Source organism: Paraburkholderia solitsugae (assembly GCF_013177695.1).
GTDB lineage: Bacteria > Pseudomonadota > Gammaproteobacteria > Burkholderiales > Burkholderiaceae > Paraburkholderia > Paraburkholderia solitsugae.
The window spans coordinates 1-26,668 of record NZ_WOEY01000116.1 but is presented as its reverse complement, the minus strand read 5'-3'; the positions used below and the strand labels follow the sequence as shown (position 1 = coordinate 26,668).

Here is a 26,668-nt window from a genome sequence, read left to right as displayed (position 1 = left end):
CGTCCACACACGTGACCGCAAAGGAGAGATCTTGACGCGCAGCTTGCCGCCGAAAGTTTCCGCCACTCAGTTCGATCGCGCGCTCGCGGGCTGGCGCGCGATTGTCGGCGATCCGCAGGTGGTGACCTCGGCTACCGGGCTTGCCGCATACCTCGATCCGTTCGCGCCCGGCGAGCGCGAAGCGTTCTCGGCGTCCGCCGCGCTGTTGCCCGCATCCGTCGACGAGATCCGTGCTGTATTGCGGATTGCCAATCAATTTCGTATTCCGTTGTGGACGGTCTCGACCGGACGCAACTTCGCGTACGGTGGCGCCGCGCCGCGGCTGACGGGTTCGGTGGTGCTCGATTTGCAGCGAATGAACCGCATCATCGAAGTGAACGAAACGCTTGCCTACGCGCTGGTCGAACCGGGCGTCAGCTACTTCGATCTCTATGCGCATTTGCGCGATAAAGGCTACAAGCTCTGGGTCGATCCGCCGGCAGCGGGCTGGGGCAGCGTGGTCGGCAATACGCTCGAGCGCGGCTTCGGCTACACCGCGTACGGTGATCACGCGGCGGCGCAGTGCGGCATGGAAGTGGTGCTCGCCAACGGCGACGTGCTGCGCACCGGGATGGGCGGGATCGAAATCGGCACCGCGTGGCAACTGTATCAACCGGGCTATGGGCCTTCCTTCGATGCGATGTTCATGCAGTCGAACTACGGCATCGTCACCAAGCTCGGTGTCTGGCTGATGCCCGCGCCGCCCGCGTATCTGCTCGGCGAAATCCAGTTCCGGCACGAGGAGGATCTGGAAACGATCGTCGAACTCCTGCGGCCGTTGCGGCTCGATGAAACGATCCGCAACAACGCGGTGATCGAAGGTGGTTTGCGCCGGGCCGCGGGACTGTCGTCACGTCAGCAGTGGTATGAAGGCAAAGGCGCGATGCCCGAGAACGCGGTGGCGGCGATGCTGGACAGGCTGAATGTGGGCCGCTGGAATCTGCATTTCGCGCTGTACGGGACGCCTGAATTGATCGATGCCCGCTATGCGATCGTGCAGCGCGCGTTCGCCCGCGTCCCGCAGGCCAGACTCTCGGCCGCTCGCTATGCGGGCGATGCGCAACCCATCGCGGGCGGCGATCGCAACCTGGCCGGTGTCCCGGCGATGAGCGCGTTCCGCATGCTCGACTGGCGCGGCGGCGCGGGCGCACATGTGGACTTCGCGCCGGTGTGCCCGGCGACCGGGCGCGACGCGCTGCGCCAGTACACGATGGTGAAGGCGCGCGCGGCGGAATATGGCTTCGATTACTACGGCGGTTTTACGGCGGGTGTGCGTCATCTGCATCACATCTTCGCGGCAATCTTCGACCGCGACGACGCGAACCAGGTCGAGCAGGCCGGCGCTTTACTGCGTTCGCTGATGAGCGACGCACGCGCGGCGGGTTACGGCGAATATCGCGCGCATCTCGCGTATATGGATTTCGCCGCGGCGCAGTACAGTTTCAACGACGGCGCGTTGCTGCGGCTCTCGGAAACGATCAAGGACGCACTCGACCCGAACGGTATTCTCGCGCCGGGCAAGCAGGGGATCTGGCCGGCGGCGTGGCGCGACCGGCGGGGTTATACGTGAGGCGCGTGAGCGGGATGAACGACGTGTGTGACATTCGTGACTTATTTGCGTGACCAGACAATGGACCGACGCACTTTCATGATGACCGGCGCATGGTTCTCGACCGCGGCAGGTGGCGCATGGCCGTGGCTCACGCATGCTGCCGCACGGCACGGCACGCTCGCCGTGATCGATTCCACTCTTGCGTGTGGCCCTTCATTCGCCGACTACGTCGCCCGTATGAAACTGCCCGCCTTCGAAACCGGCGACGACATCGGCGCGCTCTGGTACACGACGCTTGCACCGCGTCTCCGGCAAACGCCGACGCAAACGCCGACGTCGCTGATCGGCCTCATCCGCGCTTCCGATTACTTCGTGCTCAAGGAACTCGCCACCCGCGTTGGCCACATGGACGAGCACAGCCACGAGCAGGGCGCGGGGCCCATTGCGCATGTCGCCTTCGCGCTGACGCCGCGCCTTCTCCGCTAGAAGTTATAAGCCTTGTTCTTCGGATCGAAGGTCGAGTCGTCGAACGTTTTCGGTGTGATGCTTTCGAAGACGATTTTCTCGAAGATCTTGCCGTCGTTGTTATACGACTCGACGGTGCGGAAATATGGATGCCGCAGATCCAGTCCGAGCGTGTTTTTCTTCGCATAGAACTGCGGCTGGCCGTTCGGCGTTTCGAAGGTGAAGGCGACTACGCGCACGCCGTCGATCGTTTTCACTTCCACCTGAGTCGAGTGCGGCACGCCGGCTTCGATGTATTTTCTGCCTTCGGAGAGGTACTGATTGGCAATGTACTCGGTACCGAGATCGCGCACCTGGTGGTTCGATTGCGCACGGGCGAGGGCGCCGTTCAGCGAGGTCCATAGCGGCATCACATTCATGATGCCGCCGAGGTGGCCATACATTTCGTCGGTGCGTTTGGACTCGTCGTAGATGATTTCCTGACCGGCGTGCGCACCGTCAGGCAACCACTTTGCGTAGATCCGCAGCGGGTCGTGGGCGAGGCGCACCAGCATGTGATCGGGTTTGTCGGGCCACTGGCCGTGAATGCGTTCCGAGCGCGACATGATGAACTCGTATGACGGATAACCGTTCGGCCCTTCCTTGATGTAACGCGGCAACGCAAGCGGATCAAGCGACTGGAACAGAGCGACCAGTTGCGCGTCGTCGAGCTTTTCCATCTCGCCGCTTTGTTGCGCGGCCCGCAGCCACTTGACCTGCTGATCGAGCGTGAGCTTGCCGACCTGCGAGGACGGCGTGGTGGGTGCTTTCACGGCGCTCGCGGTGTCGAGTGCGGGCGGCGTGTCGTCGTTCTGCGCGAACGCCGGCGGCGTGGCCAACGCAGCAGCGCTGGCAACGAGCGCGCCGATCAGGAGTCCGCGTGATGAAAGCGCACGTAATGAAGCAGTCAGGGGCGCACCCCATGTTGCGCTCGCTGACGAAAAACGGGTGAGGCGCATGAAGGCCGGCGAGCGGTTCAAGCGTGCGGACATGCTGAGCTTCATGAATCTCTCCGAAAGGATGGCGCAAGGCGTGGTGTCAAGCACCTCGCCTGTCAGGCAGGTTTTTGCTTCGCGAGTTCCTCGTCGCGCAGCGCGCGGCGCAGAATCTTGCCGACGTTGGTTTGCGGCAGCTCGTCGCGGAACTCCACGAGCTTCGGCACCTTATAGCCCGTGAGGTTTTTGCGGCAGTGGGCGATCACCTGTTCCGCGGTCAGCGAGGGGTTGCGCTTGACGATGAACACCTTCACACGTTCGCCTTGCGCCGCGTCGGGCACGCCGATTGCGGCGACTTCGCGCACGTCCGGAAGCATCGCGATCACGTCTTCGACTTCGTTCGGATAGACGTTGAAGCCCGACACCAGGATCATGTCTTTCTTCCGGTCGATCAGGCGGATGAAGCCGCGCGAATCCATCACGCCGATGTCGCCGGTGGCGAGCCAGCCGTCGTCGTCGATCGCCTTGGCAGTTTCTTCCGGACGATTCCAGTAGCCTTTCATCACCTGCGGACCCTTCACGCACAGTTCGCCGGCTTCCCCGATGTTTGCCCACGTACCGTCGTCTTTCCTGAAGCGTACTTGCGTGGACGGCGCGGGCAAACCGATCGAGCCTTCGAAGTCGCGCAGATTGGTCAGGTCCACCGGATTCATCGATACGATCGGCGAGCACTCGGTCAGCCCATAGCCTTCGATGATCGGCTTGCCGGTGACTGCCTTGAAGCGATCGGCGACCGACTTCTGCGTGGCCATGCCACCGGCCATCGCGAGTTTCAGGTTCGAGAAGTCGCGTTTGCAGAATTCTTCGTTGTCGAGGAACGCGTTGTAGAGCGTGTTCACCGCTGTGATACCGGTAAATTTCTCGTGACGGATGATCATCATCACGCGCTTCATGTCGCGCGGATTGGCAATCAGGATGTTGCGTCCGCCGAGGCCCATGAAGATCAGCGCGTTCACCGTCAGCGAATAGATGTGATAGAGCGGCAGCGGCGTGAGCACCGTCTCGATGTCGCCGCTCAACTGCCCCTCGGACCATACCTTCGCCTGCAGCAGGTTGGCGATGATGTTCCTGTGCGTGAGCATCGCGCCTTTGGCCACACCCGTGGTGCCGCCGGTGTATTGCAGAAAGGCGATGTCGTGGTGAGTGGGGCGCACGGGCGTCAGAGGCCGCGTGTAGCCGGTCGAGAGTGCTTTGAGCAGCGGCACCGCATTCGGCAGGTTGTATGCCGGCACCATCTTCTTCACATGGCGAAGCATGAAATTGAGCAGACGCCCTTTCAGATTCAGACCGTCGGCGAGCAGATCGCCGAGACCCGTCACGATGACGTTCTGCACCTTGGTGCCGGGCAGCGCGTCTTCAACGGTCTTCGCGAAATTCTCGAACACGATGATGGTTTGCGCGCCGCTGTCCTTCAGCTGATGCGCGAGCTCACGCACCGTGTAGAGCGGATTCACGTTGACTACCACGCCGCCCGCCTTGAGCACGCCGAACAGCGACACCGGATACTGGAACGTATTCGGCAGCATGATCGCGACGCGCTCGCCGGGCTTCACGCCGATGCTTTGCAAATACGCGGCGAAGGCAGTCGCCTTGCGGCCGAGCTCGCCATAGGTCATGTTCGCGCCGACACTCACATACGCGACCCGCTCGCGAAACTGTGCAATGCATTCGTCGAAGAACTGCACGATCGACTCGTACTGATTGACGTCGATTTCGTGCGGTACGTCTGCCGGATAGGACGCGTACCAGATGCCGTCGGTGTTGGGCGCGTGATTCGCCGTCTGGCCGGGCATCTGACTGGGCGCCGGGTCCGCTGCATTCGCGAGCGGTGCGGATCCGGCGGCGGGCGAGAGCGGGGCTTGAGTGGGCTGGGTCATCGGTCGTCTCCTGAAGCCGTGGCTTCATCTGTTTGTGTGCTGGTCTTGCAGCCAGTCATTGACGTTATCAAAGCGGTCCTCGAAGCAGTCATGGCAGCAGCCTTCGAAACAAGGCATTCATTGAAGCACGCGCTGAGCCAGCCGCGACGCTCAGCGGTCCAAAATTGCTACCACTCCCTGGCCGCCCGCCGCGCAGATCGAGATCAGCCCGCGCGCGGTGCCGGCCGGCTTGTCGAGCTGGGCGAGCATTTTCGCGAGTCCGGCGACGATGCGGCCACCCGTGGCGGCAAACGGATGGCCGGTGGCGAGCGAGCTGCCGTTCACATTCAATTTTGCCCGATCGATCGCGCCGAGCGGCCCCGGCAAGCCGAGCTGCGTGCGGCAATACGCGTCATCCTGCCACGCCGCGAGCGTGCACAACACCTGCGCGGCGAAGGCTTCGTGAATCTCATACAGATCGAAGTCCTGCAACGTGAGCCCGGCGCGCGCCAGCATGCGCGGCACGGCGTAGGCGGGCGCCATCAGCAGGCCTTCCTTCTTGTCGAAAAAGTCGACGGCGGCGGTTTCGGACCAGCTCAGATACGCCAGCACCGGCAGTCCATGTTTGGCCGCCCATTCTTCGCTCGCGAGCAGCACAGCGGACGCGCCGTCCGTTAGCGGCGTCGAATTGCCAGCGGTTAGCGTGCCCGCGTCGCGATCGAATACCGGCTTCAGGCCGGAGAGTTTTTCGAGCGTCAGATCGGCGCGCAGATTATTGTCGCGCGCAAGGCCGCGGTACGGCGTCATCAGATCGTTGACGAAGCCACGCGCATACGCCTCGGTGAGCTTGCGGTGGCTGTCGTAAGCGAGCACATCCTGCGCTTCGCGCGAGATGTTCCAGCGCTTGGCCATCAGCTCGCAATGCTCGCCCATCGACAGCCCGGTGCGCGGCTCGCCGTTGCGCGGCAAAAGCGGTTTGAAAAACATGCCTGGCCGCAGTTTGGTCAGCGCACCGACGCGTTGACCGGTGCTCTTGCCGCGATTCGCTTCGAGCAGGATCTTGCGCATGCGCTCGTTGACGCCGATCGGTGCGTCTGAGGTCGTATCGACACCGCCCGCAATGCCCACCTCGATCTGCCCGAGGGCGATCTTGTTGGCGACGAGAATGGCCGCTTCCAGCCCGGTACCGCAGGCCTGCTGCACGTCGTAGGCCGGCGTTTCTTTCGCGAGCGTGGTGGACAGCACGGATTCGCGCGTCAGGTTGAAATCGCGCGAATGCTTGATGACGGCGCCGGCGGCCACTTCGCCTAGGCGTTCGCCGTGCAGGTTGTAGCGGTCGATCAGGCCTTGCAGCGTGAACGTCAGCATGTCCTGATTCGACGCGGTCGCGTAGGCGGTGTTCGAGCGGGCAAACGGAATCCGGTTGCCGCCTATGATGGCGACGCGGCGCACGGCGGGCAGCGGGTTGGACATGCTCGGCTCCTTTGGGTCGTTCCCTGGTTATTGAACGGTGCGACTGGTGCTTAAAACTGCTTTGCGTTGGTGTTTCTGCAAAATCAGCAACGATTTGCAGACGGCTTCAATTCCATCCGGCGACGAAAACACGCGTGTGCCTGCGCATGCTTCATAGCAGCTTCCACTGCATGCGGCCGCGCAAATGCGGTTTCTCTCCAGCAATGTCGCGTACTTCGATGTCGCGCTCGATCAGCGATGGCGACGCGCTCCAGAGAGACGCCTCTCCTGGCAGCAGCATCGGCAACTTGAATTCGGCGGAAAGTGTTGCCTCGGCGAGTGGCTTCGGCGGTTGCAGGGCGGCGGCGGCACGCGCCAGTGTCCACATGCCATGCGCAATGGCGCGCGGAAAACCGAATGCCTTCGCGGACAGCGCAGTGAGATGAATCGGGTTGTAGTCGCCGGACACACTCGCGTAGTCGCGGCCCAGTTGCGGCGGCAGTTGCCAGCGCGAGATGCGCTGCAGTGCGTCGTGCCCGAGTTCCAGCGGATCGAGCGGACTGCCGCTCGCCGGCACACCGCGTTTCAGATAGACGCTGTCGCCGTCCCACACCGCTTCGCCGCGGCGGTACATGCGGGTATGCAGCACAAACGCCTGGCCCTTGTCGTGACGTAGCAGCGCGCCGAATTCCACTTCGACGCGCAACTGGTCCTTGTAAGCGAGCGGCCGGCGCAGCCGCACATGATTCGCCAGATGCACGAGACCAAGCGCCGGCCAGGGAAACGCCGGGTCGGTCAGCATCAACAGATGCAGCGGGAAGGCAAGCAGATGCGGATACGTGAGCGGCACGCCGTGCTCGGGGATGAAACCGCAGACCCGCGAATAACGCCAGATCGGCCCGGGATCGAGGAACACGGCGGGGCGCACGAGCCGCAACGCCGGCAAATGCGTGTCCCGGCCGCGTTTGACGATGCCGGACAACGCGCGCGCATACAGCTTCGCCGGCGCGGGTAACTGCTCGATGACGACGGTCTTCGGACGGGTCACGCTCGCTGCGTGAGCACTCCTGAACGGATCACCCGGCTCACCCATGCTCACGCTCCAATCAGGCTTTGTCCGCACACGCGCACGACCTGGCCGCTCACGCCCGCCGATCCCGGATGCGCGAGCCATGCGATGGTCTGTGCGACATCCACCGGCTGGCCACCCTGGCTCATCGAATTCATGCGGCGGCCGGCCTCGCGGATGGTCAACGGAATCTTCGCGGTCATCTGCGTTTCGATAAAGCCGGGCGCGACCGCGTTGATCGTGATGCCGCGCGCGCGTAGAGGCGGCGCCATGCTTTGCACCCGGCCGATCACGCCGGCTTTTGAGGTGGCGTAATTGGTCTGACCGAGGTTGCCGGCAATGCCGCTGATCGACGACACACCGATGATGCGGCCGCCGTCGCGCAGAATGCCTGCCGAGAGCAACGCGTCGTCGATCCGTTCCTGCGCGGACAGGTTGATGTCGATCACGCTTTGCCACGCGGCGTCGGTCATCTTCGCGATGGTTTTATCCTTGGTGATGCCCGCGTTGTGCACGACGATATCCACGCCCTGTTCGTCGAGCGCTGCGGCGATCTGTGCTGGCGCTTCGGGCGCGGCAATGTCGAAGGCGAGGGCGGTGCCGTTCAATTGGCGCATGGTCGAATCGAGCGCGTCGCGCGCCGACGGGATGTCGATGCCGATCACGTGCGCGCCTTCCGCGGCGAGCACGCTCGCGATCGATGCGCCGATGCCGCGCGCCGCGCCGGTCACGACAGCGCGCTGGCCCGCGAGCGGCTGATTCCAGTCGAACGCCGGCAAGGTATCGGCGGCGGCGCGCGCACCGATTCGCACCACCTGGCCCGACACATAGGCGGAGCGCGGCGACAGAAAGAATCGCAACGTTGAGTCGATACCGTTCTCGGCGCCTTGCTCCACGTAGACGAGATTCGCGGTAATGCCGCGTCGCGCTTCCTTGCCGAGCGAACGCGTGAGGCCTTCGAGCGCGCGCTGCGCGGTCCATTGGCGCGGCGTCGCGCAGGCTTCCGGCGGCTGCCCCAGCACAATGATGCGGCCGCACTTGCCGAGCGAGCGCAACGTGTCGTGGAAGAATCCGTGCAGCGGTTCGAGCTGGCTGCTGTCTTCGATACCGCTCGCATCGAACAGCAAGGCGGTGAGCTTGCCATGCGAACCGGACTCCGCCGGTTCGAAACGACCCGTCATCAGACCATGGCGATTCGCGAGCGGCACCCACAGCCCCGCGCTTTCATGAGCCACACTGGTCACGCCGATGCTCGCGACGAGATTCGCGAGCGCTTCGAGCAGATGTGGTTGGCGGCCCGCACCGATCGCCACCAGCCCGTCGAACTCGGGCCGGTCCGCGCGATAGCGGTGCAGCACCTCGGGCTTCGGCAAGCCCAGGGAACGCGCAAGGCGCGCGCCGAACGGCGAGTTGACGAAGTTCAGATAAAAGTCGTTCATGTTATTCGTTGCTCCGCTGGCCAGGCCCGAAGGACGTCACCCCGAGGGGACGTCGGACGTGTGTCAGTGTGCACCCAGTTTGGGGCACTGAGTGTGCCCCGCCTGGATGTTGTTTTTAAGGCACTCAGGCCGCGAGTTCCAGCGCTTTTTCGAGCGCGTCCTTGCGCTTTTGCAAGTTGGCGAGCATGTCGAAGTCGGCGGGGAAGTCGTCGACCTTCACGACTTGCGCGCCATACCGTGCGTAGTCTTCCAGCACGCGACGATCGTCGGCATCGATCAGGCCTTTCTGCTGGGCCGCTTCGGTCCACGCGGCCAGGTGCGGCAGGCTCTGCGGCATCGGTTCGAGCAGGCCTTGCTTGACTGCATCGCGCAGTTTCTGGTCGATCTGCGTGAAGCGCGGGTTCAACTCGAACACGAGCTCGCCATAGCCGAGCGCGTCGACATCCGGGTGCGGCACGTACGAGTCGGACACCAGGCGGTTGCGCGCAGCGCCCGGCGTTTGCATCAGCTCCGCGATTTCGGTGCCCAACTGATCGGACGGTTCGCGATACGGCAGGCCGAACGGAAAGGCGAGCACGCGCACGAGACCCGCGGCGAGGCGGTTCGGGTAGTTCGCGAGCACGCCGTCGAGCGCGTGTTGCGCCTTGTATAGCGAATCCTCGACGCCCCAGCGCACCAGCGGCAGATCTTCCTCCTGACGGCCTTCGTCTTCGAAACGTTTGAGCGTTGCCGAGATCAGGTAGAGCTGCGAGAGCACATCGCCCAGACGCCCGGAAATGCGCTCACGCCGTTTCAGATCGCCGCCGAGCACGAACATGGAGACGTCGGCGAGCAACGCAAACGCGGTCGAAATGCGGGTCGCCGCGCGGTAGTACGACAGCAGCGGTGCGTACGCCATGCGCGGCTTGGCGATGAACGCGCCACCCGTGATGCCATAAACGAAACTGCGCAACACGTTCGACAGCGTGAAACTGGCATGGCCGAAAAAGGCTGCATCAAAATCGCGCAGCGCCCTGGCGCGATCCGGTTCGCGCGTGGCTGCCATTTCCTTCAGCACATACGGATGACAGCGAATCGCACCCTGGCCGAAGATGATCAGGCAACGCGTAAGAATGTTCGCGCCTTCCACGGTGATCGCAATCGGCACCTGCTGATAGGCGCGTGCCAGAAAGTTCGACGGCCCCATGCAGATGCCCTTGCCGGCGGCGACGTCCATGCCGTCGTTGATGACCATGCGGGCGCGTTCGGTGATGTGATACTTTGCGATCGCCGAAATCACCGAGGGCTTTTCGCCGAGGTCCACCGCATGTGCGGACAGGCGGCGCGCGGCGTCCATCACGTAGAGATTGCCGCCCATGCGGCCGAGTGCTTCCTGCACGCCTTCGAACTTGCCGACGGCGGTACGGAACTGACGGCGAATCGCAGCATAGGCACCGGTACCGCGCACGGCGATCTTCGCCATCCCCACATTCGACGACGGCAGCGAAATCGCGCGGCCCGCGGCGAGACACTCCATCAGCATGCGCCAGCCATTGCCGACTTGCGCGCGGCCGCCGATCACCCAGTCGAGCGGAATGAAGACGTCCTTGCCCGAGTTCGGACCGTTCTGGAACACCGCGTTCAGCGGCCAGTGACGGCGGCCGATGTTGACGCCCGGGTGGTCGGTCGGAATCAGCGCGCAGGTGATGCCAGGTTCGTTATCCGAGCCGAGCAGATGGTCGGGATCGAGTGCGCGAAACGCAAGGCCGAGCACGGTCGCGATCGGTCCGAGCGTGATGTAGCGCTTGTCCCATGTGACGCGAAAACCCAGCGTTTCGCGGCCTTCGAACGTGCCCTTGCAGACGATACCGACGTCGGGAATCGCGGCCGCATCGGAACCCGCGTAAGGGCTCGTCAACGCGAAGCAGGGGATCTCGTCGCCGCGCGCGAGGCGCGGCAGATAGTGATTCTTCTGCGCTTCGGTGCCGTAGTGCATCAGCAATTCAGCCGGGCCGAGCGAGTTCGGCACCATCACCGAAACGGCGGCGGCCGAACAGCGCGTGGAGAGCTTCATGATGACCTGCGAATGCGCGTAAGCGGAGAACTGCTTGCCGCCGTACTGCTTCGGAATGATCATGCCGAGAAAGCCGCGTTCCTTGATGTATTGCCAGGTTGCCGGCGACAGGTCCTGCCACACCATGGTGGTTTCCCAGTCGTTCGCGAGATCGCACAGATGCTCGCATTCGACGTCGAGAAACGATTGCTCTTCTGCGGAGAGCGTGGCCGGGCCGTAGCCGAGCAGCGTGTCCCAATGCGGGCGTCCGGAGAACAGTTCGGCGTCCCACCAGACAGTGCCGGCTTCGATTGCGTCGCGCTCGGTCGGCGACATCTCCGGCAGGATCTTGCGGAAGAGGTCGAGCACGGGCTTCGTGAGCCACGCACGGCGCAGCGGTTTGACCGTGAGCACGAGGGCGGGGAGCACGAAGACGATCGCGAGCACCGTCGTCGCCAGTGGACCCGCTGCTCCGCTGGCATGCGCGGCTGCCACCCAGGCGATCATGAAGGCAAGCCACCATGAGGCGCGCGCCTGAACGTAGACGAGCGCGAGAGCGGCAATGATGAGCACTAGGATGAACCACGACATGACGTTTCCTCCTGTTTCGATGGTGCGTGCGAACGCATCCACGGGGCGCGGACGGCTCGCGTTCTATTGATCTTCTAACTGGCGGTGTTGCTGCTGCGTCGCGCGCTCGGGGCGCTTTCAAGTTGCCTGTAGCTGTTTTTTAGTCGCTGTTCCAGGCGCTCCTGAGCGGTTTTCGAGTCGCGCCTGCTTCGCGTTTCGTGTCGTGTTTGTAGTTCGACAGCGTCACGTTGCTTAGGTGCGGGACTTAGACGTGCTGCTCGGCAATGCGGTATTCATGTTGTTTGCACGCGGGCGGCCTATGTCGGCGCCGCCCGCGCGGGCTCCAGCTCAGTTTTCAGCGCGGTTTCCAGATTAAGCAGTGCCGTGCAACGCCGGCTGAAACGAACTTGCCTCCATGTTGCCGCCGCGGTGCTCGCCCTCTGAATCTGCTGGCGCCGACGCTTCAAACCCGCCCGGCGCTTGCTGCGTCACCGCCACCGGGTTCATGGCTTCCGACTGGCCTTCCGGGGCGCCGTCGGTGGCGTCGCCCAGCACGGCGGCGAACGTGGCCAGTTGCGAGCTGTCGGGTAAGGGCGCTTTCAGCGCGGCTACCATCAGCGAAGCGAGACGCGCGATCAGTTGCAGGTCGTTCATCGACTTGCCCTGCGAGAACTCGGAAATCAGGCTGTCGGTATCGGTGCCGGCCAGCACCCCGGACAGCGCGCCGATCGCGAAGTGCAGACGCCAGCCGAGCTCTTCACGCGGCAGATGGGGCAGCGCACGCTGGAACGCATCGAAAAAGCGCACCGCCACAGACTCGTAGTGCGCATTCAGAAAGTCCCGAATGAATGCTGACGGATCCGTATAAGCACGCCCCAGCAAGCGCAGAAAAGCCTTGCCGCCCACGCGTGGATCGCGCGACAGCCGCAGCGCGGGAATGAACATTGCGCCGAGCACGTGCTCGCAGGTCAGACGCTCGCCGAGCATGTCGTCGAAACGGTCGAGCAGCTTGAGCCGCTCCTGGTTGAGCCGGTCGAGCCGGCGCGCCAGCATGGAGTGAATCAGCGATTCCTTGCTGCCGAAGTGATAGTTGACTGCCGCGAGATTCACTTCGGCACGCGAAGTAATCTGGCGCAGGGACATGGCCTCATAGCCGCATTCGATGAAAAGCGTTTCCGCGGCGTCGAGGATGCGGGACTTCGTGTCGCCGGCATGCCGGCCTGTTGTGCGAACTGCCATGTTGCGTCTCCCAGTTGCCGGGCATCCGGCCCGCAAACAAGCGATTCAAATGACTATTTGAAACAGCCGTTTTTTTCAGGATAAAGAAGGATGGGGACTGCGATCAAGGGCCCTGTGTGGACTAACTCCTCTAGAAGACCTGACGAAGGTCCGTCTTTCCAATGCGCGCGGGTACGTCAAACCGCGCGGAAATAAAAAAGGCCGTTCCGATCGAAATCGGAACGGCCTCGTATTGCTTGCTACCTATGTTTGGCCTTGCGTCTGCGCTGCCGCGCTATTTTCGCGGCGGTTCGAGCCGCCTTTGTATCTATTGTGCCCGATAACGCGCCAGCGAAATAGCTGTTTAGTTCGAACGCTTAAAGCTATGCCGCGACCTCTTTCGCCGACTGCGTCATGTCGATGCCGCGGCGTTCGCGGCTGAACGGAATCAGCACGGCGATCACCACCGCCACGATACCGATCACGACGGCCATGATCAGCGCGTAGTTGTTGCCGTGCGCTTCGGCGGCGCTCGCCTGCAGCGGGCCGTTCACCGATGCGATCAGATTGCCGAGCTGATACACGAGGCCCGGGAACGTCGCGCGAATTTCATCGGGCGAGATTTCGTTCAGGTGGACCGGAATCACACCCCATGCGCCTTGCACGGAGATCTGCATCAGGAATGCGCCGGCGGCGAGCAGTACTGGTGTAGACGAGAAAGCCCACAGCGGCAACACCGGCAACGCGATCAACGCGGCGATGAAGATCGCGCGCTTGCGGCCGATCCGCTCCGAGATGTAACCGAAGAACAGGCCGCCGCAGATCGCGCCAATGTTCAGCGTGATCGTGATCAACGACACGGTATGCGCGTCGAATCCATGCTGCACGCGCAGGAAGGTCGGATAAAGATCCTGCGAACCGTGTGAGAAGAAGTTGAACGCGGTCATCAGCACGATCGCATAGAGCGATAACACGACATTTTGCTTCAACGTGGCGACGAGACCCAGACGCGTTTTCTTCTCGAGCGTCTTGAAGGCCGGCGACTCCGGCACGTGCGCGCGAATGTACAGCACGAGCAACGCGGGCAGCACGCCGACGAAGAACATGCCGCGCCAGCCGATGTATTGATAGAAGACGCCGAACACGACAGAGGCGAGCAGGTAGCCGCTCGGATAGCCGGCCTGCAGGAGACCCGAGACGATGCCGCGCGATTTCGCCGGCACGGTTTCCATCGTCAGTGCGCCGCCCACCCCCCATTCGCCGCCCATCGCGATACCGAACAGGGCACGCAACACGAGCAGGGTGGTCAGGTTAGGCGAAAAGCCGGACAGCAATTCCAGCAGCGAGAAGCACGCAATGTTGACCATCAGCGTGGGACGGCGGCCGTATTTGTCGGCGAGCCAGCCGAAAATCAATGCACCGACTGGACGCATCGCCAGAGTCAGCGTAATGCCGAAGGCGACCGTCGGGATTTTTGTATTGAACTCCGCCGCGATATCTTTCAATACGAACACCATTAGAAAGAAATCGAACGCGTCCAGGGTCCAGCCCAGATAGGCGGCGATCGTGACGTTTCTCTGTTCCCGTGTCCAGCTCATTGATTGTTCTCCTGAGTCTCCAATAACCCGTGTTTGACGACGGGCGGCTCTGCAGCCCCGTGTGGCCTGTGGCGTGGGCTTCGAGCGAGTGTACGCCGACCCTTAAACGCTTGCATGATTGAACCGGCGTTTATCCGTACTAATCCCTGGAGCGAATTTCATGCTGAATCTCGCTGCATGCGGAATGTTTGGTAAATGTAATTATTGTATTAATCGTGTTTGATTTTTTGTTTGTTATTTGTAATATTAATTTCGCAATCGCGAGCGGCAATCCGGTCAATCTGGCTTCCACGTTTCGCGTGGCCGGTAGAGGCGGTACTCGCGGGATTCAGGTTGGCGACGGCGGATGCAGGCGGGTATAACAGCGGCTCGCGGCATTCACGCCGCGCATACAAGGAGACTGACGAATGACGATTCCGCATCTGTGCCTGCTTATCGTGGCTCTGCTGCCGTTCCCATGGACGATGTTGGCGAAGGTCAGCAAGCGCTACGACAATGGCGCGCCGCGCACCTATCTCGCCGGCCTCGAAGGCTGGCGCGCGCGTGCTCATGCTGCGCATCAGAACGCGTGGGAAGCACTGGCGATGTTTACCGCCGCGATCGTCGTCGCAGGGCAGGCAGGCGGGTCGAACCCGTGGATCAACGGGCTGGCGATTACTTTTGTCGTCACGCGCGTGCTGTATGGCGTGCTGTACGTCGCGAATCTGGCGTCGTTGCGCTCGCTGGTGTGGTTCGTCGGCGTCGCGTGTGTGGTCTCGATGTTTTTCGTGCGGTGAACTGAGGTAAAGCGAAGCGTGGGGTGAGGCGACTGATGCGTGCGTCGCCGGCTCCCACGATCCGGATGGGTTCACGCGTTTAGATTTCCGTCGACCCAGGCGGGTGCGTGTCACATATGCGTATAACGCATCAGTCGAGCAGAAAAATCAATTGGACTCATGTTGCGACGCGGAATAGGATGACCGCCATCCCACTAATTCCGCCTCTGTCGACGCACCATGCCAGTCAAATCAAACACTTCGGCGCCACGGCGGCGCGCGCGCAGCCCCCTTGCGGCAATGGCCGCGGTCACATTGCTGACCGGCATTGGCGCCGGTCTCGGCGGCATGTTGCTTGCCTTGCTGCTGCACGGCATTCAGCACCTCGCCGACGGCTACAGCGTGACGCACGTGATCAGCAGCGAGAGCTTTCTGCAAGGCGTCACCGATGCCGCGCCTGAGCGTCGCGTGCTCGTCCTGACGATGTGCGGACTGGTGGCGGGGCTCGGCTGGTGGTTGCTGTATCGCTTCGGGCGGCCGCTCGTGAGCATTCGCCAGGCCGTCAAATCCGACGATCCGCGTATGCCTGTGTTGAGCACCATCGTGCATGCGTTGCTCCAGATCGTAACGGTGGCGCTGGGCTCGCCGCTCGGGCGTGAAGTCGCACCACGCGAAATCGGCTCGGTGCTGGCCGGGTGGCTGTCGCATCGAGCGGGGTTATCGGTCGAGCAGAGCCGGATCATGGTCGCTTGCGGCGCCGGCGCGGGTCTGGCTGCCGTCTACAACGTGCCGCTCGGCGGCGCGGTGTTTGTGCTCGAGGTCCTGCTGGGGACGTTTGGCTGGAAAGCCGTGGTGCCGGCCGTGGCGACATCCGCGGTGGCGGCGCTGGTCGCGCAATTCGGTCTGGGCAACGAGCATCAGTATCTGGTGCCGTCGCTGACGATGAGTACATCGCTGGTGGTGTGGTCCGTGGTGTGCGGGCCGATTTTCGGTGCTGCGGCATGGGGTTTTACCGAGCTGACGAAGCGCGCGCGTGCAGAGGCGCCGAAGGATTGGCGCTTGCCGGTGTTGTCCTTGTTGAACTTCGCGATCATCGGTGTGCTGGCGATGCACTTTCCGCAACTGCTCGGTAATGGCAAAGGGCCTGCGGGACTGGCGTTCGATGGTGGCTTGACGATGAGTCTCGCGGCCATGTTGCTGGTGCTGAAGGTGTTGATTACCGCGAGTAGTTTGCGTGCGGGTGCTGAAGGCGGTCTGTTGACGCCAGGGCTTGCGAATGGCGCGCTGTTGGCAATCGTGCTCGGCGGAGCCTGGAGTCTGTTCTGGCCGGGGGCTTCCGCAGGGGCGTTTGCCGTTGTTGGTGCGACCGCGTTTCTAGCCGCATCGATGCAGATGCCGATAACGGCTGTGGTTCTCGTCTTTGAATTTACCCGGGTGAGCCACGACTTTCTGATTCCGGTGTTGTTCGCCGTCGGCGGCGCTGCGTTGAGCTTTCAGGGCTGCGCGAAGTGGGTGCCGGCGATGCAGTTCGGTTTTGGTTTTAACTGGAGTGGGGCGGGCAAAGCGCGATAGATCTTTTCGCCCTTGCTGTAATGAAACGATCTCAAGATGGTTAGCAAGCGCGTCGCATGGGATCCTCAGCGTGAATCCCTTGCCGGCCGCACCGAATCGAAAAGCTGATCGAGGTCGTACATAAGCAGGAACACGCATCCGGTCGTGCTACGAAATCCGCGCTCGACCGTTCCCGCTTCCGCCACGCCGACGCATCCGCGCGCTAGCGGTCGGCCGTTCCAGATCACTTCGCCCTCCAGAACAAAGATGAACTCAGGGCCAGTGTGAAGGTGATCGGGAAACGTGGCGTCAGGTGAGAACCGCACGAGCTGAATTGCGCGCCCGTTCGCCTTGCCCAGATTCTTCACTTCGACGCCCTTCGCGAGCATTGACGGTATCCACGGGGCGTCGTTCGAATCGCTCCAGCGAAATTGTGGTCCGGTCGATGGATCATGAGTCATGTCGTGTCGCCTTGCCGCCTGCATATGCGCACATGAGCACGTTGCGGAGTCAATTGTAACTATGCAGAAGCATACGATCTCCGGAATGTGCTGGGATAAATAGAACGGTAACGACATTTCCGACGCAACTGATCGGCGCGCTTTGCCGCGGGCGCCGCCAATTCGGGCTTCAGGTGATCGACCGGCCGCGCATGGCGCAGGTCGCACGCGAAGTGCTCGAGCGTCTCGATTTCGTGATTCCAGAGCGCGAACTCAGGGGGCTGGCGAACGGCTCGTCGCCGAAACCAACGGCGACGAGATCGTGCTTCTGACGGCTTTACACGTCATTTCATCGCGCCTTATTGCCCACCATTCTCGAAAGGCACCTTCCAGACGGTCACGGTGTTTGTGTTGTCGTCGACCGCGGCAAAGCGCACGAACTCTTGACCCGGCTGCCTGAACGCCAATCCGAATGCACCGGCTTGAGCGGGGTCGACAGGAAGCTGCGCGACGAAGCGGCCTTGCGGCGTGAATTCGACGATTTCGCTCGGCTGCTTCGGATCGCTGTTGATCGCATCGCCGTTCGCGACGAACAGATGACCGTTCGGTCCGAGGGCTAGCGCGAGCGGGCCATGGAGATGTGCGTTGTCCGCATAGATCACCACGCCTTTGCCACCGTCGTGCTGCGAATTGCCCGCACCGAATACCGCGAAGATCGCGTTATCGACGGTGGACGCGACATAGAGTACGTCGCGCTGTGGATCGTAGGCGAGTCCAGTCGGGCCTACGACCAGTGCTGCCGGATCGCCGCGAAACGGGTAACCCGAGGCGATCTGCGTCGCGTGGTTGAGATGAATGCCGTTGTCGTCGACGCTTACATCGAGGCGCACGACCGTCCCGTTGAGCACGTTCGATACGAACACCTTTGCATGGTCGCGTTGATCGAAGATCGTCAGATCCCAGGGCCCGTCGATCTTCGCCGTTGCAGGCGTCCATTGCGCGACGATGCCGCCGGTTCGATTCAGCACCAGCAGCACGCCGGGCTGGATCGTCTTGAAGGTCCCATCCGTGGTTGGTACGCTGCCGACAAGCACGAAGCCGCCCTCGAGAACCCCGAGCGCGGTGCTCAGGCCAAGACCCGGGGCGCCCTGGAAGAACGTGACCGGTTTGTCGTTCGGCACGATCTTGACGATGGTCGTGCCGGTGCCCTGCGCGTTCTGCGCGTTGTTGAAGTTCGAGACCAGCAGGTCGCCTGGGGCGATGGTACCGAAGCGAGGGAATCCGTCGGGCACGAACGCGACACCATACGGATTGAGGTCACCATCGGCAGGCACCGTCGATGAGGTGATGGACGAGGGCGGGAGCAGCGGCGTGAGCTCGTCGGCAAGGGCGGAGCCCGCTGTCGAAAGGGCGAGACTGGCGCCGTACAGGGCAGCCAGCAGCAGGTGTTTCAATGTGCGGTCTTTTGCACGGACACCGCGCTGGCAGGGTTGCCGGTCGATTGTCGGATTGAAGCCGTGTATGACGGGGTTCATGACTGGGCTCTCCAAGAAGGCCGCGGGGCGGGCGCGTTGTTGTCGCTGCACGCAATGCGTGCAGGCCGCCGCTAGCGAATTTCGCCCGTGCCTGCGAGACGCGTACGAGGACAACTGTTGTGCAACTCGAACGCGCGTCGCGCAGCGTCAGCAACGGTGGGGCAAATCCTGCAAACAGGCAAGCACAGGCCCGTTGCCGGCGGGTGCGTGGCAAGCGAGGCGCGCTTCATGCATCACGGAACTGAATCGTCCGCGCGCAGTAAACGGGTGGCGGGAACAAATATTCCAGCGTGAACGGTCACACGTGCGACGCTGGAATAAGCCGGTGTGCTCCATCGTTTACTCGTCAGGCAACCACGTCCCGGGCGGCAAGCTTTCACGGCTGCCACACCCGCGGCGTGAATTTATGCAAGCACACCGATGTGCTGGGTGACGCCGATGGCATGACGTCGAAAACGTCGGGAATTCATGTGGCCAACCATCATGGACAACCTGCTTCGTGTCGGGACATTGCTCGTCTGTCTCGGCTTCGCTGCGCCTGTACTCGCGCAAACCTATGACGAGTCACCCGTGCCGGTTGACAGCACGAATTGCCGCGCGGTTGTCGGGCAGGCAGAAATCGATGGGGCGATGCAGCAGGTCGTCGGACGTGCGTGCCTGCAAAGTGACGGGACCTGGCAGATTGTGCAAAGCCCGGATGGCAGCATGCTGTGGTACCCCGTCGCGGCCTATCCCTATCCCGACCCCTGGTGGTGGGGGCCGCCGCTATTCATTGGCGCGGGCGTGAGCTTGATCTTCGTCGACCATTTCCATCACTTTCACCACTTCGATCACTTTCATCAGATGGGTCACGGCCACGTTACATTCGTCGGCGCGAGCGTTCATCGCGGCCCGTTCCCCGGTGGTGGTGTGCGTGATTTCGGTGGTACGAGGGGATTCGGCGGCATGCATGGGTTCGGCGGGACGCACGGATTCGGCGGGGTGCATCGGCACTAGTCGAAAGATACCTGGAGACGTTGAACGGTGACTCAAGGGCATGAGGTGTCCTGTCGTCTCACATCATGCCGCCCGGGCTTCCCGTGCCGCCCACCCCGGTCCCACCGGTCCCGCTGGTGCCGGTGCCTGGCGATGTCGTAATCGGATGCGCGGCCCCCGTCGTGGCCATGAGTGTGACGGCGGCTGCGTCCGGTTCGCCGTTTGTGTCGATTGCGCCGAGAGCAAGGAGCGCTTCCAGATCACTGTCTTCGCCTGGTTGGCCGACAGTGAATGCGGTGGTCAGAAAATTGGGCGTGGAAAGCGTAACACCGTACTTCTGCTGCAGACCCTGGACGACAGCGGTCTGCGCAGTCAGAACGTCGGTCTGATTCTCCAGCGTCTGCTGAAACTGCGTGTTCGTCGTGAAGCTGGCGATGAGCCCGCTTTCATTCGTACCGAGTTGCGCCGCGAGATACGACAGCAGCAAGTCAGTCTCAGGCGTGACGTTGTACGTGCCGCCAGCGAATGCCTCGGAATGCAGCATCGTCGCGCCCGAAGTCGCAGCGATCAGGCACGGCGTCACTGCGCCGAGCGTCGCGTGGTAGTTTCCGTTCGCATCTGCAGCGACCGATATGGAGCCCTGTGCGCAGTCGATGCTAATCGTCGCGTTCGCGAGTGCCTTGCCGCTTGCCGCCGTACCGGCGATCGAAATCATCGACACGCTGCTTGGGCTGCCGCCGCCACCGCCGCCGCCTCCGCACGCAGCGAACAATGCAGCGGATGCAACTAGAAGATTTGCGTTGGCAAAACGAATGACGTGTTGCTGTTGAATGTTCATCGAAGTCTGCCGTGGGTTCGTACTACCTCTAAACGATTCGGCGCGACGTCTATTCCATCCTTTGTGCAGAACTTGATGGCGCGAAGGCGTTGCGAAGTTGGCTGCCCGAGCCGGTAGCGGCGTGGTGTCCGAACTATTCCTGGATCGGACACGGCAAACCGTTAGATCGCCTGATTGGAATATAGCGGCCACGCCTTACGTTTATTAATGGTGTCGACGCTGGATGTTTCGAGCCGCTGACGCGTATCGCAAATACCATCGCCAGCTCGTTTGCTGACACCGATCCTGCTCATGGCCGCTGCGCCGCGGCTCGTCGTCACGAGACATCATGTTGAGAAGTTTCAAACGCGCCATGAACGACGATAGCGACCGGATGAGAGGACGTTTTGGCAAGCGGGATTTGCGGCCGCTGTCGGCGTTTGCAGACGATGAGCTTTCCGCCACGGAGCGCGTAACCACGCTCGCTCGGTTGGCGGCCGACCCAGGGGCGGCCACGCGCGTGAGCAACTATCGCGCGCAAAAAGCCGCGCTGACCGTACTGTTCGAAGACCCGGGAGACGATGCGCATTGTATTCTCGTGCGCCGCCGCGTGCCGTGGTGGCGGCAGGCAGGCGTGGCGGCATCGTGCATGGCTGTGGGCGTGGCGCTCGGCTCGTCGCCCGGTTGGGTGTCGGCGAATTTCGCGACCGATCCACCCGTGTTCGCGGAGCGCGCCGACATCGCTTTCGCGGTGTACGCGCCTGAGCAACGCCACCCCGTGGAGGTAGCGGCACCTCCACGCGATCAACTGGTCGACTGGCTGTCACGGCGCCTTGGTCAGCGGTTGTCGGTGCCTTCGCTTCGGGACTATGGGTATTCGCTGATTGGCGGTCGCTTGCTGCCCGGCGAGTCCGGTCCCGCCGCGCTATTCATGTATCAGAACATGGCCGGCGCAAGGCTCACGATGTACGTCGCTGCGGTTCCAAAGGACGCGACGGCATTCCGCCTGTTTCGTAACGGCAATCGCAGCACGTTCTACTGGGGAAGTCGGGGGACGGGATGCGCGCTGACTGGCCTGGTCTCCACGGTGCAATTGCGATCCATGGCAATCGACGCATGCAGCATGCTTGGGCGGGCGTTTAGAAGCCGGGAAGCCAGCGACAGCTTGAACCCATGATGCATCGCGGAACTCGCATTTCCGATCATCCAGCAAGTCGGAACACGCTGTCCACCGCGGGCTGGCAGGCAGCCGTGCGGACGTTGCTGTGTGAGCTCGCCTTGATATGCCTGTTTGTCTCAATGAGCGCTTTCGCCCAATCGGCCAACCCGGTCACGCCGGCCCTTTCCGGTACATCGGCGGGATGCGCCGATGTCGTCACGCCGGACACCGTGAGTGTGGACATCAACCACTTCCGCTGTCTCACGGCTCGCGAACAGGCGGCGTCGTTGCGAACGCGGATTGAAAGCCACTCACTTTTGTCTCTCGCCGACGCCCAAATCCTTGCCCTGATGAGTGCGATGAAGCCGGACGCCTTCGTCGAGTACGCGAGGTTCGATATGGTTCGCGATGACGCTTACGAATATCGGATGTTTCGACAGGAGCGTGTATCCGGCAGATGGGCCGAGCGGCCCGATCACATGGTTATCCGATACCAGGACACTCCGCGAAAAGTCTACGCAAAATGGCTATCTGATGGCGCCCATGCGGGACAGGAAATTCTCTACGACGAAACAAGGGACCCTGATAGCGTCTTCGGTCATCTGGGCGGCGCGCTGCGTATTTTCTCGGGCAAGGTCGCCATCAATGGCTCATTCGCGCGCGCACAGTCCCGCCATAGTGTCCGCGATCTCGGCCTGCAGTTCATCGCGCGCACCGTCGAGCACGACGCCCGCAGCTTCTGTGACGAGCGTCTTACTGAAAAGCCGACCCAGGTCGAAGTCGTGAGCGTGCACGGCACGCGCATGCTGGCCTGGACATGGACCGCTCCATCGGGACCGCCGGCACACTATGCACAACGAGTGAGACTGTTATTCGATCTTCAGCATCCCTGGCCAAGTGGCGAAGCCGCGTGGGACGAACGCGGCGACCTGGTGGAGATGATCCGTTTCGGGGACGTCGTACCTCATCACTGGAGCGAATCGATTTTCGATCGACGCAACCCCGAATACGGTTTCCACTGACGCCGTGGGTGATGATGCGACAGAAAGGCTGCCGTAATAATTGTGCGCGCAGCGGTGCCCGACTGAGCAAACGGTTATTTGACGAGGTCGTCCAGGCGAGTGCTTTCAAAAACCCTTCGCTCGCAAATATTGGTATACCCCTCCACCCTATATTAGCTATACTCCCCTAGGGTATATCGGAGGTCATTAATGAGCCACACCATTCGCGACAAACAGAAGCTGCTCAACCGCGTCCGCCGCATCAAGGGGCAGATGGAAGCCATTGAGCGTTCGCTCGAGGAAGAGCGGGGGTGTATCGACGTCCTGCAGCAAATAACCAGTTGCCGCGGCGCGATGAACGGCCTGCTGGCGGTGGTGCTCGAGGACCATATCCGCACCCATCTCGTCGATGCGGAAACGCACGAAGAGCCGGCCGGCAGTGCGACTGACCAGCTCATCGAAGTCGTTCACAGCTATTTCAAGTAGAGCAAAACATGAGTGATTTCAAAAACGCCGCATTCGGCGCAGGGCACGACCACATCTTTCTGGGTGCCGGTCATGAAAAGAACGAGCGCAAAACGTGGGCCGTGATTGCGCTGTGCAGCGCGATGATGCTGGTTGAAATCGTCGGTGGCAGTATGTTCGGGTCGCTGGCGCTTGTTGCTGATGGTCTGCACATGTCGACGCACGCTGGCGCAATGCTGATTGCGGCCCTCGCGTACACCTACGCGCGCAAGCACGCCACCGATTCCCGCTTCGTGTTCGGTACCGGCAAACTGGGTGACCTCGCAGGGTTCACGAGTGCCATCGTGCTCGCAATGATTGCCGTGCTGATTGGCTACGAGGCGGTGTCGCGTTTTCTGTCGCCGGTACCCATTCACTTCGGCGAAGCGATTCCTATCGCGGTGGTCGGCCTGCTGGTCAACCTGGCGAGTGTGTGGCTGCTGAGTGGCGGCGACCACGGACACAGCCATGGTCATAGTCACGGCCACAGTCATGGTCACGACGACCATGCTCATGAAGACGAGGTGCAGAAGATTTTCGCGCCGTCCGGTGTGTTTGCCGTTTCCATCTTCGAGGATGGCGTGCCGCCCGTTTTCCGCATTACACCGGCGACGGAGGGTTCACGACTGGACGCTTCCGCGGTGTCCGTTACGACGGTGCGACCCGATGGGACGCAACAGGTATTCGCGCTGGCGGACCGTGGCGGCTATCTGGAATCGAAGGAAGACATTCCGGAGCCACACGCCTTCAAGGCCATCGTGCGGATGGCGGACGGCGAGCACGAAGTCGAATTCGAAGAGCACGAGCACCACGACGATACGCATGAAGCAGCGACCCGCGACCATAACATCCGGTCCGCGTACATTCATGTGATGGCGGACGCGGCGGTTTCCGTGCTGGCTATCATCGGACTCCTGCTGGCGCGCACATTTGGCTGGCTCTGGATGGACCCGCTCGCTGGTGTCATCGGCGCGCTGGTGATTGCAAACTGGTCGTACGGCCTGATGCGGGACACGGGCGCAATTCTGCTCGACATGAACTCCGACCGACGTATGGCGGAAAACGTGCGGAACGCTATCGAGGATCGTGGCGACAAGGTCGTCGACCTGCATGTATGGCGGGTGGGTCCGGGTCACATGAGTGCCGTGGTGTCAGTGGCAACGGGTGAAACCGAGCGTGATTCGCGCTTCTATCACGCCGTGCTCGAGCGCTTCAAGGGGCTGTCGCATGTCACCGTTGAAGTGCAACCTTCACCCGCGGCGGCCTAACCCATGGCAGTCAAGTCGCCGTGCATCGATGTCTGTGCCTTCGATGGCAAGACCAAATTGTGCGTTGGGTGTTTTCGTACCCTCGATGAAATTCGGGACTGGAAGAAGATGACCGACCACCGGCGCCATCAGGTGATTAACGACCGGGCGAGGCGACAGGCCAAGCTGCAGCGGGAAGCCTCGGCGTTGCCCACGGGTGCTGCAACTTTGAATAACTCGATCTAGGGCGCGTCGCTATCCGCCATGAGCTTCCGGCGTGGCGACTTGCTTCCGTAACACACGGCGCGATAGAATTGCGCCTGATCATTGGGGAGTAGCCGCCTCGAACGCCATGTTCGAGGGCGTACGTCAACATACTTGGCGAGTCGAAAGACCCGCTATGGCGTACGCAGCCAAGTGCCTGGCAAGACCGATGACTCGCATTCCGACCTAACCGGGTCGCCGGAATGCGCGTCATCGCGTTCTTTCAGCGCGGCCCGGGTACAACATCCCATGCAATCCTTCCTCGTTTCGACCAGTGTGGTCGGCCTCGCCGAAATCGGCGACAAGACTCAACTGCTGTCCCTGGTGTTAGCGGCGCGCTATCGCAAACCTGTTCCCATCATCCTCGGTGTGCTTGCAGCGACCCTTATCAACCATGGCGCATCGGGTGCACTGGGCGTGTGGCTCGCGAGTATTCTGAGCCCCAACATTCTGAATTGGGCCGTCGTCGTATCATTTGCGGTCATGGCCGTGTGGATTCTCATTCCCGACAAGTTGGACGACGCCGATTCGGTATTGACGAAGAACTCGATGGGCGTCTTCGGCACAACGGCTGTAACGTTCTTTCTCGCCGAGATGGGCGACAAGACTCAAATCGTGACCATCGCGCTTGCTGCGCGCTTTCATGAATTCTTCGGTGTTGTCGCAGGCACGACACTGGGCATGATGCTGGCAAATGTGCCGGTCATCTATCTTGGACATAAGTTTGCCGATCGCCTGCCGACGAAGGCTGTTCACATCCTTGCTGCCATCATCTTTGTTGTACTCGGTGGATTCGCCTTGAGAACGGCGCTCTATCCGACGGCACATCCGATGTTTTAGCGCGGTTTGCTTCTCTCTGGTGGATACCTGATTTCGCCATGGCCATCGAGAACTGGACAGTGTTTGAGGCGCTCAGGGCGGCGCTTCTTCAGGAGCCGGGCGTCCGGCCGGACGCGAAGGTCCTGCATCGGCTTCACTATTCGCCGGCCGTTGGAGAGGGTTTCCCGGTCGATCTCGATGCCCGGGTTGCTCACGCGGTGCCGTACCGACCACTTCGAGCGCCCTGAGCGAGGTGAAATAGCGGTCGTCGGGCACATCCGTGCGTCGTACCTGCTGCTTGAGCTATTTTGGCGCATGTTTAGCAACCGACTGCAACTTCCCCCATGCAGGCCATCCGACGTCGACTGTCGAAAGCTTAAGCGTTCACCGCGTCGCGCAGAATACGGCCACTGTGCAATCGTCCGTTGCACGCGGCGCAATGCCGGCGTCGTCCAGTACGGCTTCCCGCAGCACTTCGGTACTGTTGGACTTCATGCGCCCGGAAACGGCCACCTGCGTCGTGTCATCGAGGCAGGAAAATTTCCACACCTCTGCCAGCGACGCTTTCGCGCATGCGGAACCCGCTCCGGAGATCGGACCCTTGGACGAATCGGACGCCACGGAGCGCGTTCGACCTATGCGTGCCAGGAATGAACGTTATGCCGTAACGCTGTCTTCTGCGGCATTGGCGCCTCGCGTAGCATCTGCTCATCATCAATTTCATTCAGTGGAGCAGACGATGGGCACCTTCAGCTCGTACACCATCGAAACAGCCCCGGCCGCCTCAAAATCTGGCCTGGAAGACGCAAAAAAGACTTTCGGCTTCGTGCCGAACCTACAGTCGCACATGGCTGAGTCTCCGGAGCTGCTTGCGGGCTACTCGGCATTGTGGGATCTCTTTTCGAAAAGCACGCTGACGCCACACGAACAGCAGGTCGTCTATCTAACCTCGAACTTCGAGAACAACTGTCATTACTGCATGGCCGGCCATTCCGCTCTCGCGAAGATGATCAAGATGGACGCCGGCGTCATCGCGGCGCTGCGCGAAGGCAAGCCTTTGCCTGACGCGAAGCTTGAAGCGCTGCACCGTTTTGCGACGATCGTCGTTCGGGAACGCGGGTTCGCGTCGGACGCCGATGTCGACGCGTTCCTCGCCGCCGGATATACGCGGCAAAACGTGCTCGAAGTTATCCTCGGCGTGGCAACGAAGGTCATGAGCAACTACACGAATCACATTGTTCATACCCAATACGATCCGTTCATGAAAGGCAACGAAT

25 protein-coding genes and 1 riboswitch are annotated in these 26,668 nt (G+C 61.8%); of the genes, 13 read left to right on the top strand and 12 right to left on the bottom strand.

What is annotated here, in order from left to right; all coding sequences use genetic code 11:
• Positions 1 to 31: 31 nt before the first annotated feature.
• Together GNZ12_RS29530 and GNZ12_RS29525 are read left to right on the top strand one after the other, a co-directional pair.
• Positions 32 to 1,609, top strand: coding sequence for an FAD-binding oxidoreductase (locus GNZ12_RS29530; protein WP_172315685.1), 1,578 nt, complete (start codon positions 32 to 34; stop codon positions 1,607 to 1,609).
• Between the two features lie 60 nt (positions 1,610 to 1,669).
• Entirely contained in the window at positions 1,670 to 2,077 is a 408-nt protein-coding gene (locus tag GNZ12_RS29525; RefSeq protein ID WP_172315684.1) for a hypothetical protein, read from the top strand.
• On the opposite strand, the gene GNZ12_RS29520 is transcribed toward GNZ12_RS29525, so the two are convergent.
• The 8 genes from GNZ12_RS29520 to GNZ12_RS29485 all read right to left on the bottom strand — a co-directional run bounded on the left by GNZ12_RS29520 (position 2,074) and on the right by GNZ12_RS29485 (position 14,324).
• Positions 2,074 to 3,099, bottom strand: coding sequence for a DUF1571 domain-containing protein (locus tag GNZ12_RS29520; protein ID WP_172315683.1), 1,026 nt, complete (start codon positions 3,097 to 3,099; stop codon positions 2,074 to 2,076). The two genes, GNZ12_RS29525 and GNZ12_RS29520, sit on opposite strands and share 4 nt — an antisense overlap.
• Positions 3,100 to 3,149: 50 nt before the next feature.
• On the bottom strand, positions 3,150 to 4,967 hold the full coding sequence (locus GNZ12_RS29515; RefSeq protein WP_172315682.1) for an AMP-binding protein: 1,818 nt from the start codon (positions 4,965 to 4,967) through the stop codon (positions 3,150 to 3,152).
• A gap of 150 nt (positions 4,968 to 5,117) precedes the next feature.
• Complete coding sequence (locus tag GNZ12_RS29510) at positions 5,118 to 6,419, bottom strand: acetyl-CoA C-acetyltransferase (protein WP_172315681.1); 1,302 nt, start codon at positions 6,417 to 6,419, stop codon at positions 5,118 to 5,120.
• A 151-nt stretch (positions 6,420 to 6,570) separates the two neighbouring features.
• Positions 6,571 to 7,491 (bottom strand): MaoC family dehydratase, encoded by a 921-nt coding sequence (locus tag GNZ12_RS29505; RefSeq protein WP_172315680.1) that lies wholly within the window; start codon positions 7,489 to 7,491, stop codon positions 6,571 to 6,573.
• Between the two features lie 2 nt (positions 7,492 to 7,493).
• A complete protein-coding gene (locus GNZ12_RS29500; RefSeq protein ID WP_172315679.1) occupies positions 7,494 to 8,906 on the bottom strand; it encodes a 3-oxoacyl-ACP reductase in 1,413 nt (470 codons plus the stop codon).
• A gap of 124 nt (positions 8,907 to 9,030) precedes the next feature.
• Positions 9,031 to 11,529, bottom strand: coding sequence for an acyl-CoA dehydrogenase (locus GNZ12_RS29495; RefSeq protein ID WP_172315678.1), 2,499 nt, complete (start codon positions 11,527 to 11,529; stop codon positions 9,031 to 9,033).
• A 351-nt stretch (positions 11,530 to 11,880) separates the two neighbouring features.
• The gene (locus GNZ12_RS29490; RefSeq protein WP_172315677.1) at positions 11,881 to 12,747 is read right to left on the bottom strand and encodes a TetR/AcrR family transcriptional regulator; all 867 of its coding nucleotides are present in this window, start codon (positions 12,745 to 12,747) and stop codon (positions 11,881 to 11,883) included.
• A 362-nt stretch (positions 12,748 to 13,109) separates the two neighbouring features.
• Positions 13,110 to 14,324, bottom strand: a complete 1,215-nt coding sequence (locus GNZ12_RS29485) for an MFS transporter (protein ID WP_172315676.1) — start codon at positions 14,322 to 14,324, stop codon at positions 13,110 to 13,112.
• A 407-nt stretch (positions 14,325 to 14,731) separates the two neighbouring features.
• Between GNZ12_RS29485 and GNZ12_RS29480 the strand changes: the two genes are divergently transcribed.
• Positions 14,732 to 15,100, top strand: coding sequence for an MAPEG family protein (locus GNZ12_RS29480; protein WP_172315675.1), 369 nt, complete (start codon positions 14,732 to 14,734; stop codon positions 15,098 to 15,100).
• A 219-nt stretch (positions 15,101 to 15,319) separates the two neighbouring features.
• A complete protein-coding gene (locus GNZ12_RS29475) occupies positions 15,320 to 16,651 on the top strand; it encodes a chloride channel protein (RefSeq protein WP_172315674.1) in 1,332 nt (443 codons plus the stop codon).
• A 65-nt stretch (positions 16,652 to 16,716) separates the two neighbouring features.
• On the opposite strand, the gene GNZ12_RS29470 is transcribed toward GNZ12_RS29475, so the two are convergent.
• Together GNZ12_RS29470 and GNZ12_RS29465 are read right to left on the bottom strand one after the other, a co-directional pair.
• A complete protein-coding gene (locus GNZ12_RS29470; RefSeq protein ID WP_172315673.1) occupies positions 16,717 to 17,091 on the bottom strand; it encodes a cupin domain-containing protein in 375 nt (124 codons plus the stop codon).
• Positions 17,092 to 17,429: 338 nt separating this feature from the next.
• A complete protein-coding gene (locus tag GNZ12_RS29465) occupies positions 17,430 to 18,605 on the bottom strand; it encodes an NHL repeat-containing protein (RefSeq protein WP_235993921.1) in 1,176 nt (391 codons plus the stop codon).
• A 483-nt stretch (positions 18,606 to 19,088) separates the two neighbouring features.
• Between GNZ12_RS29465 and GNZ12_RS29460 the strand changes: the two genes are divergently transcribed.
• Positions 19,089 to 19,601 carry a hypothetical protein gene (locus GNZ12_RS29460; protein WP_172315672.1) on the top strand — a complete coding sequence of 171 codons (513 nt, stop codon included), beginning with the start codon at positions 19,089 to 19,091 and terminating at the stop codon, positions 19,599 to 19,601.
• Positions 19,602 to 19,659: 58 nt separating this feature from the next.
• Here the strand turns inward: GNZ12_RS29460 and GNZ12_RS29455 are convergent, their stop codons facing one another.
• Entirely contained in the window at positions 19,660 to 20,418 is a 759-nt protein-coding gene (locus GNZ12_RS29455) for a hypothetical protein (RefSeq protein ID WP_172315671.1), read from the bottom strand.
• A 352-nt stretch (positions 20,419 to 20,770) separates the two neighbouring features.
• Between GNZ12_RS29455 and GNZ12_RS29450 the strand changes: the two genes are divergently transcribed.
• The 7 genes from GNZ12_RS29450 to GNZ12_RS29420 all read left to right on the top strand — a co-directional run bounded on the left by GNZ12_RS29450 (position 20,771) and on the right by GNZ12_RS29420 (position 25,639).
• The gene (locus tag GNZ12_RS29450) at positions 20,771 to 21,574 is read left to right on the top strand and encodes an anti-sigma factor family protein (protein WP_172315726.1); all 804 of its coding nucleotides are present in this window, start codon (positions 20,771 to 20,773) and stop codon (positions 21,572 to 21,574) included.
• Complete coding sequence (locus GNZ12_RS29445) at positions 21,571 to 22,578, top strand: DUF1571 domain-containing protein (protein WP_172315670.1); 1,008 nt, start codon at positions 21,571 to 21,573, stop codon at positions 22,576 to 22,578. Before GNZ12_RS29450 ends, GNZ12_RS29445 begins: the two co-directional genes overlap by 4 nt.
• 189 nt (positions 22,579 to 22,767) lie before the next feature.
• A complete protein-coding gene (locus GNZ12_RS29440; RefSeq protein WP_172315669.1) occupies positions 22,768 to 23,043 on the top strand; it encodes a metal/formaldehyde-sensitive transcriptional repressor in 276 nt (91 codons plus the stop codon).
• Positions 23,044 to 23,051: 8 nt separating this feature from the next.
• Positions 23,052 to 24,329, top strand: a complete 1,278-nt coding sequence (dmeF, locus tag GNZ12_RS29435) for a CDF family Co(II)/Ni(II) efflux transporter DmeF (protein WP_172315668.1) — start codon at positions 23,052 to 23,054, stop codon at positions 24,327 to 24,329.
• Between the two features lie 3 nt (positions 24,330 to 24,332).
• Positions 24,333 to 24,554, top strand: a complete 222-nt coding sequence (locus tag GNZ12_RS29430) for a DUF1289 domain-containing protein (RefSeq protein ID WP_172315667.1) — start codon at positions 24,333 to 24,335, stop codon at positions 24,552 to 24,554.
• Positions 24,555 to 24,625: 71 nt separating this feature from the next.
• Positions 24,626 to 24,807: riboswitch (yybP-ykoY riboswitch) on the top strand.
• Positions 24,808 to 24,821: 14 nt separating this feature from the next.
• Positions 24,822 to 25,412 (top strand): TMEM165/GDT1 family protein, encoded by a 591-nt coding sequence (locus GNZ12_RS29425; RefSeq protein ID WP_172315725.1) that lies wholly within the window; start codon positions 24,822 to 24,824, stop codon positions 25,410 to 25,412.
• A 38-nt stretch (positions 25,413 to 25,450) separates the two neighbouring features.
• Entirely contained in the window at positions 25,451 to 25,639 is a 189-nt protein-coding gene (locus GNZ12_RS29420; protein WP_172315666.1) for a hypothetical protein, read from the top strand.
• A gap of 136 nt (positions 25,640 to 25,775) precedes the next feature.
• Here the strand turns inward: GNZ12_RS29420 and GNZ12_RS29415 are convergent, their stop codons facing one another.
• On the bottom strand, positions 25,776 to 26,012 hold the full coding sequence (locus tag GNZ12_RS29415) for a hypothetical protein (protein ID WP_172315664.1): 237 nt from the start codon (positions 26,010 to 26,012) through the stop codon (positions 25,776 to 25,778).
• A gap of 118 nt (positions 26,013 to 26,130) precedes the next feature.
• On the opposite strand from GNZ12_RS29415, the gene GNZ12_RS29410 reads away from it, so the two are divergent.
• The coding region (locus GNZ12_RS29410; protein ID WP_172315665.1) for a carboxymuconolactone decarboxylase family protein at positions 26,131 to 26,668 on the top strand (538 nt) is incomplete at its 3' end.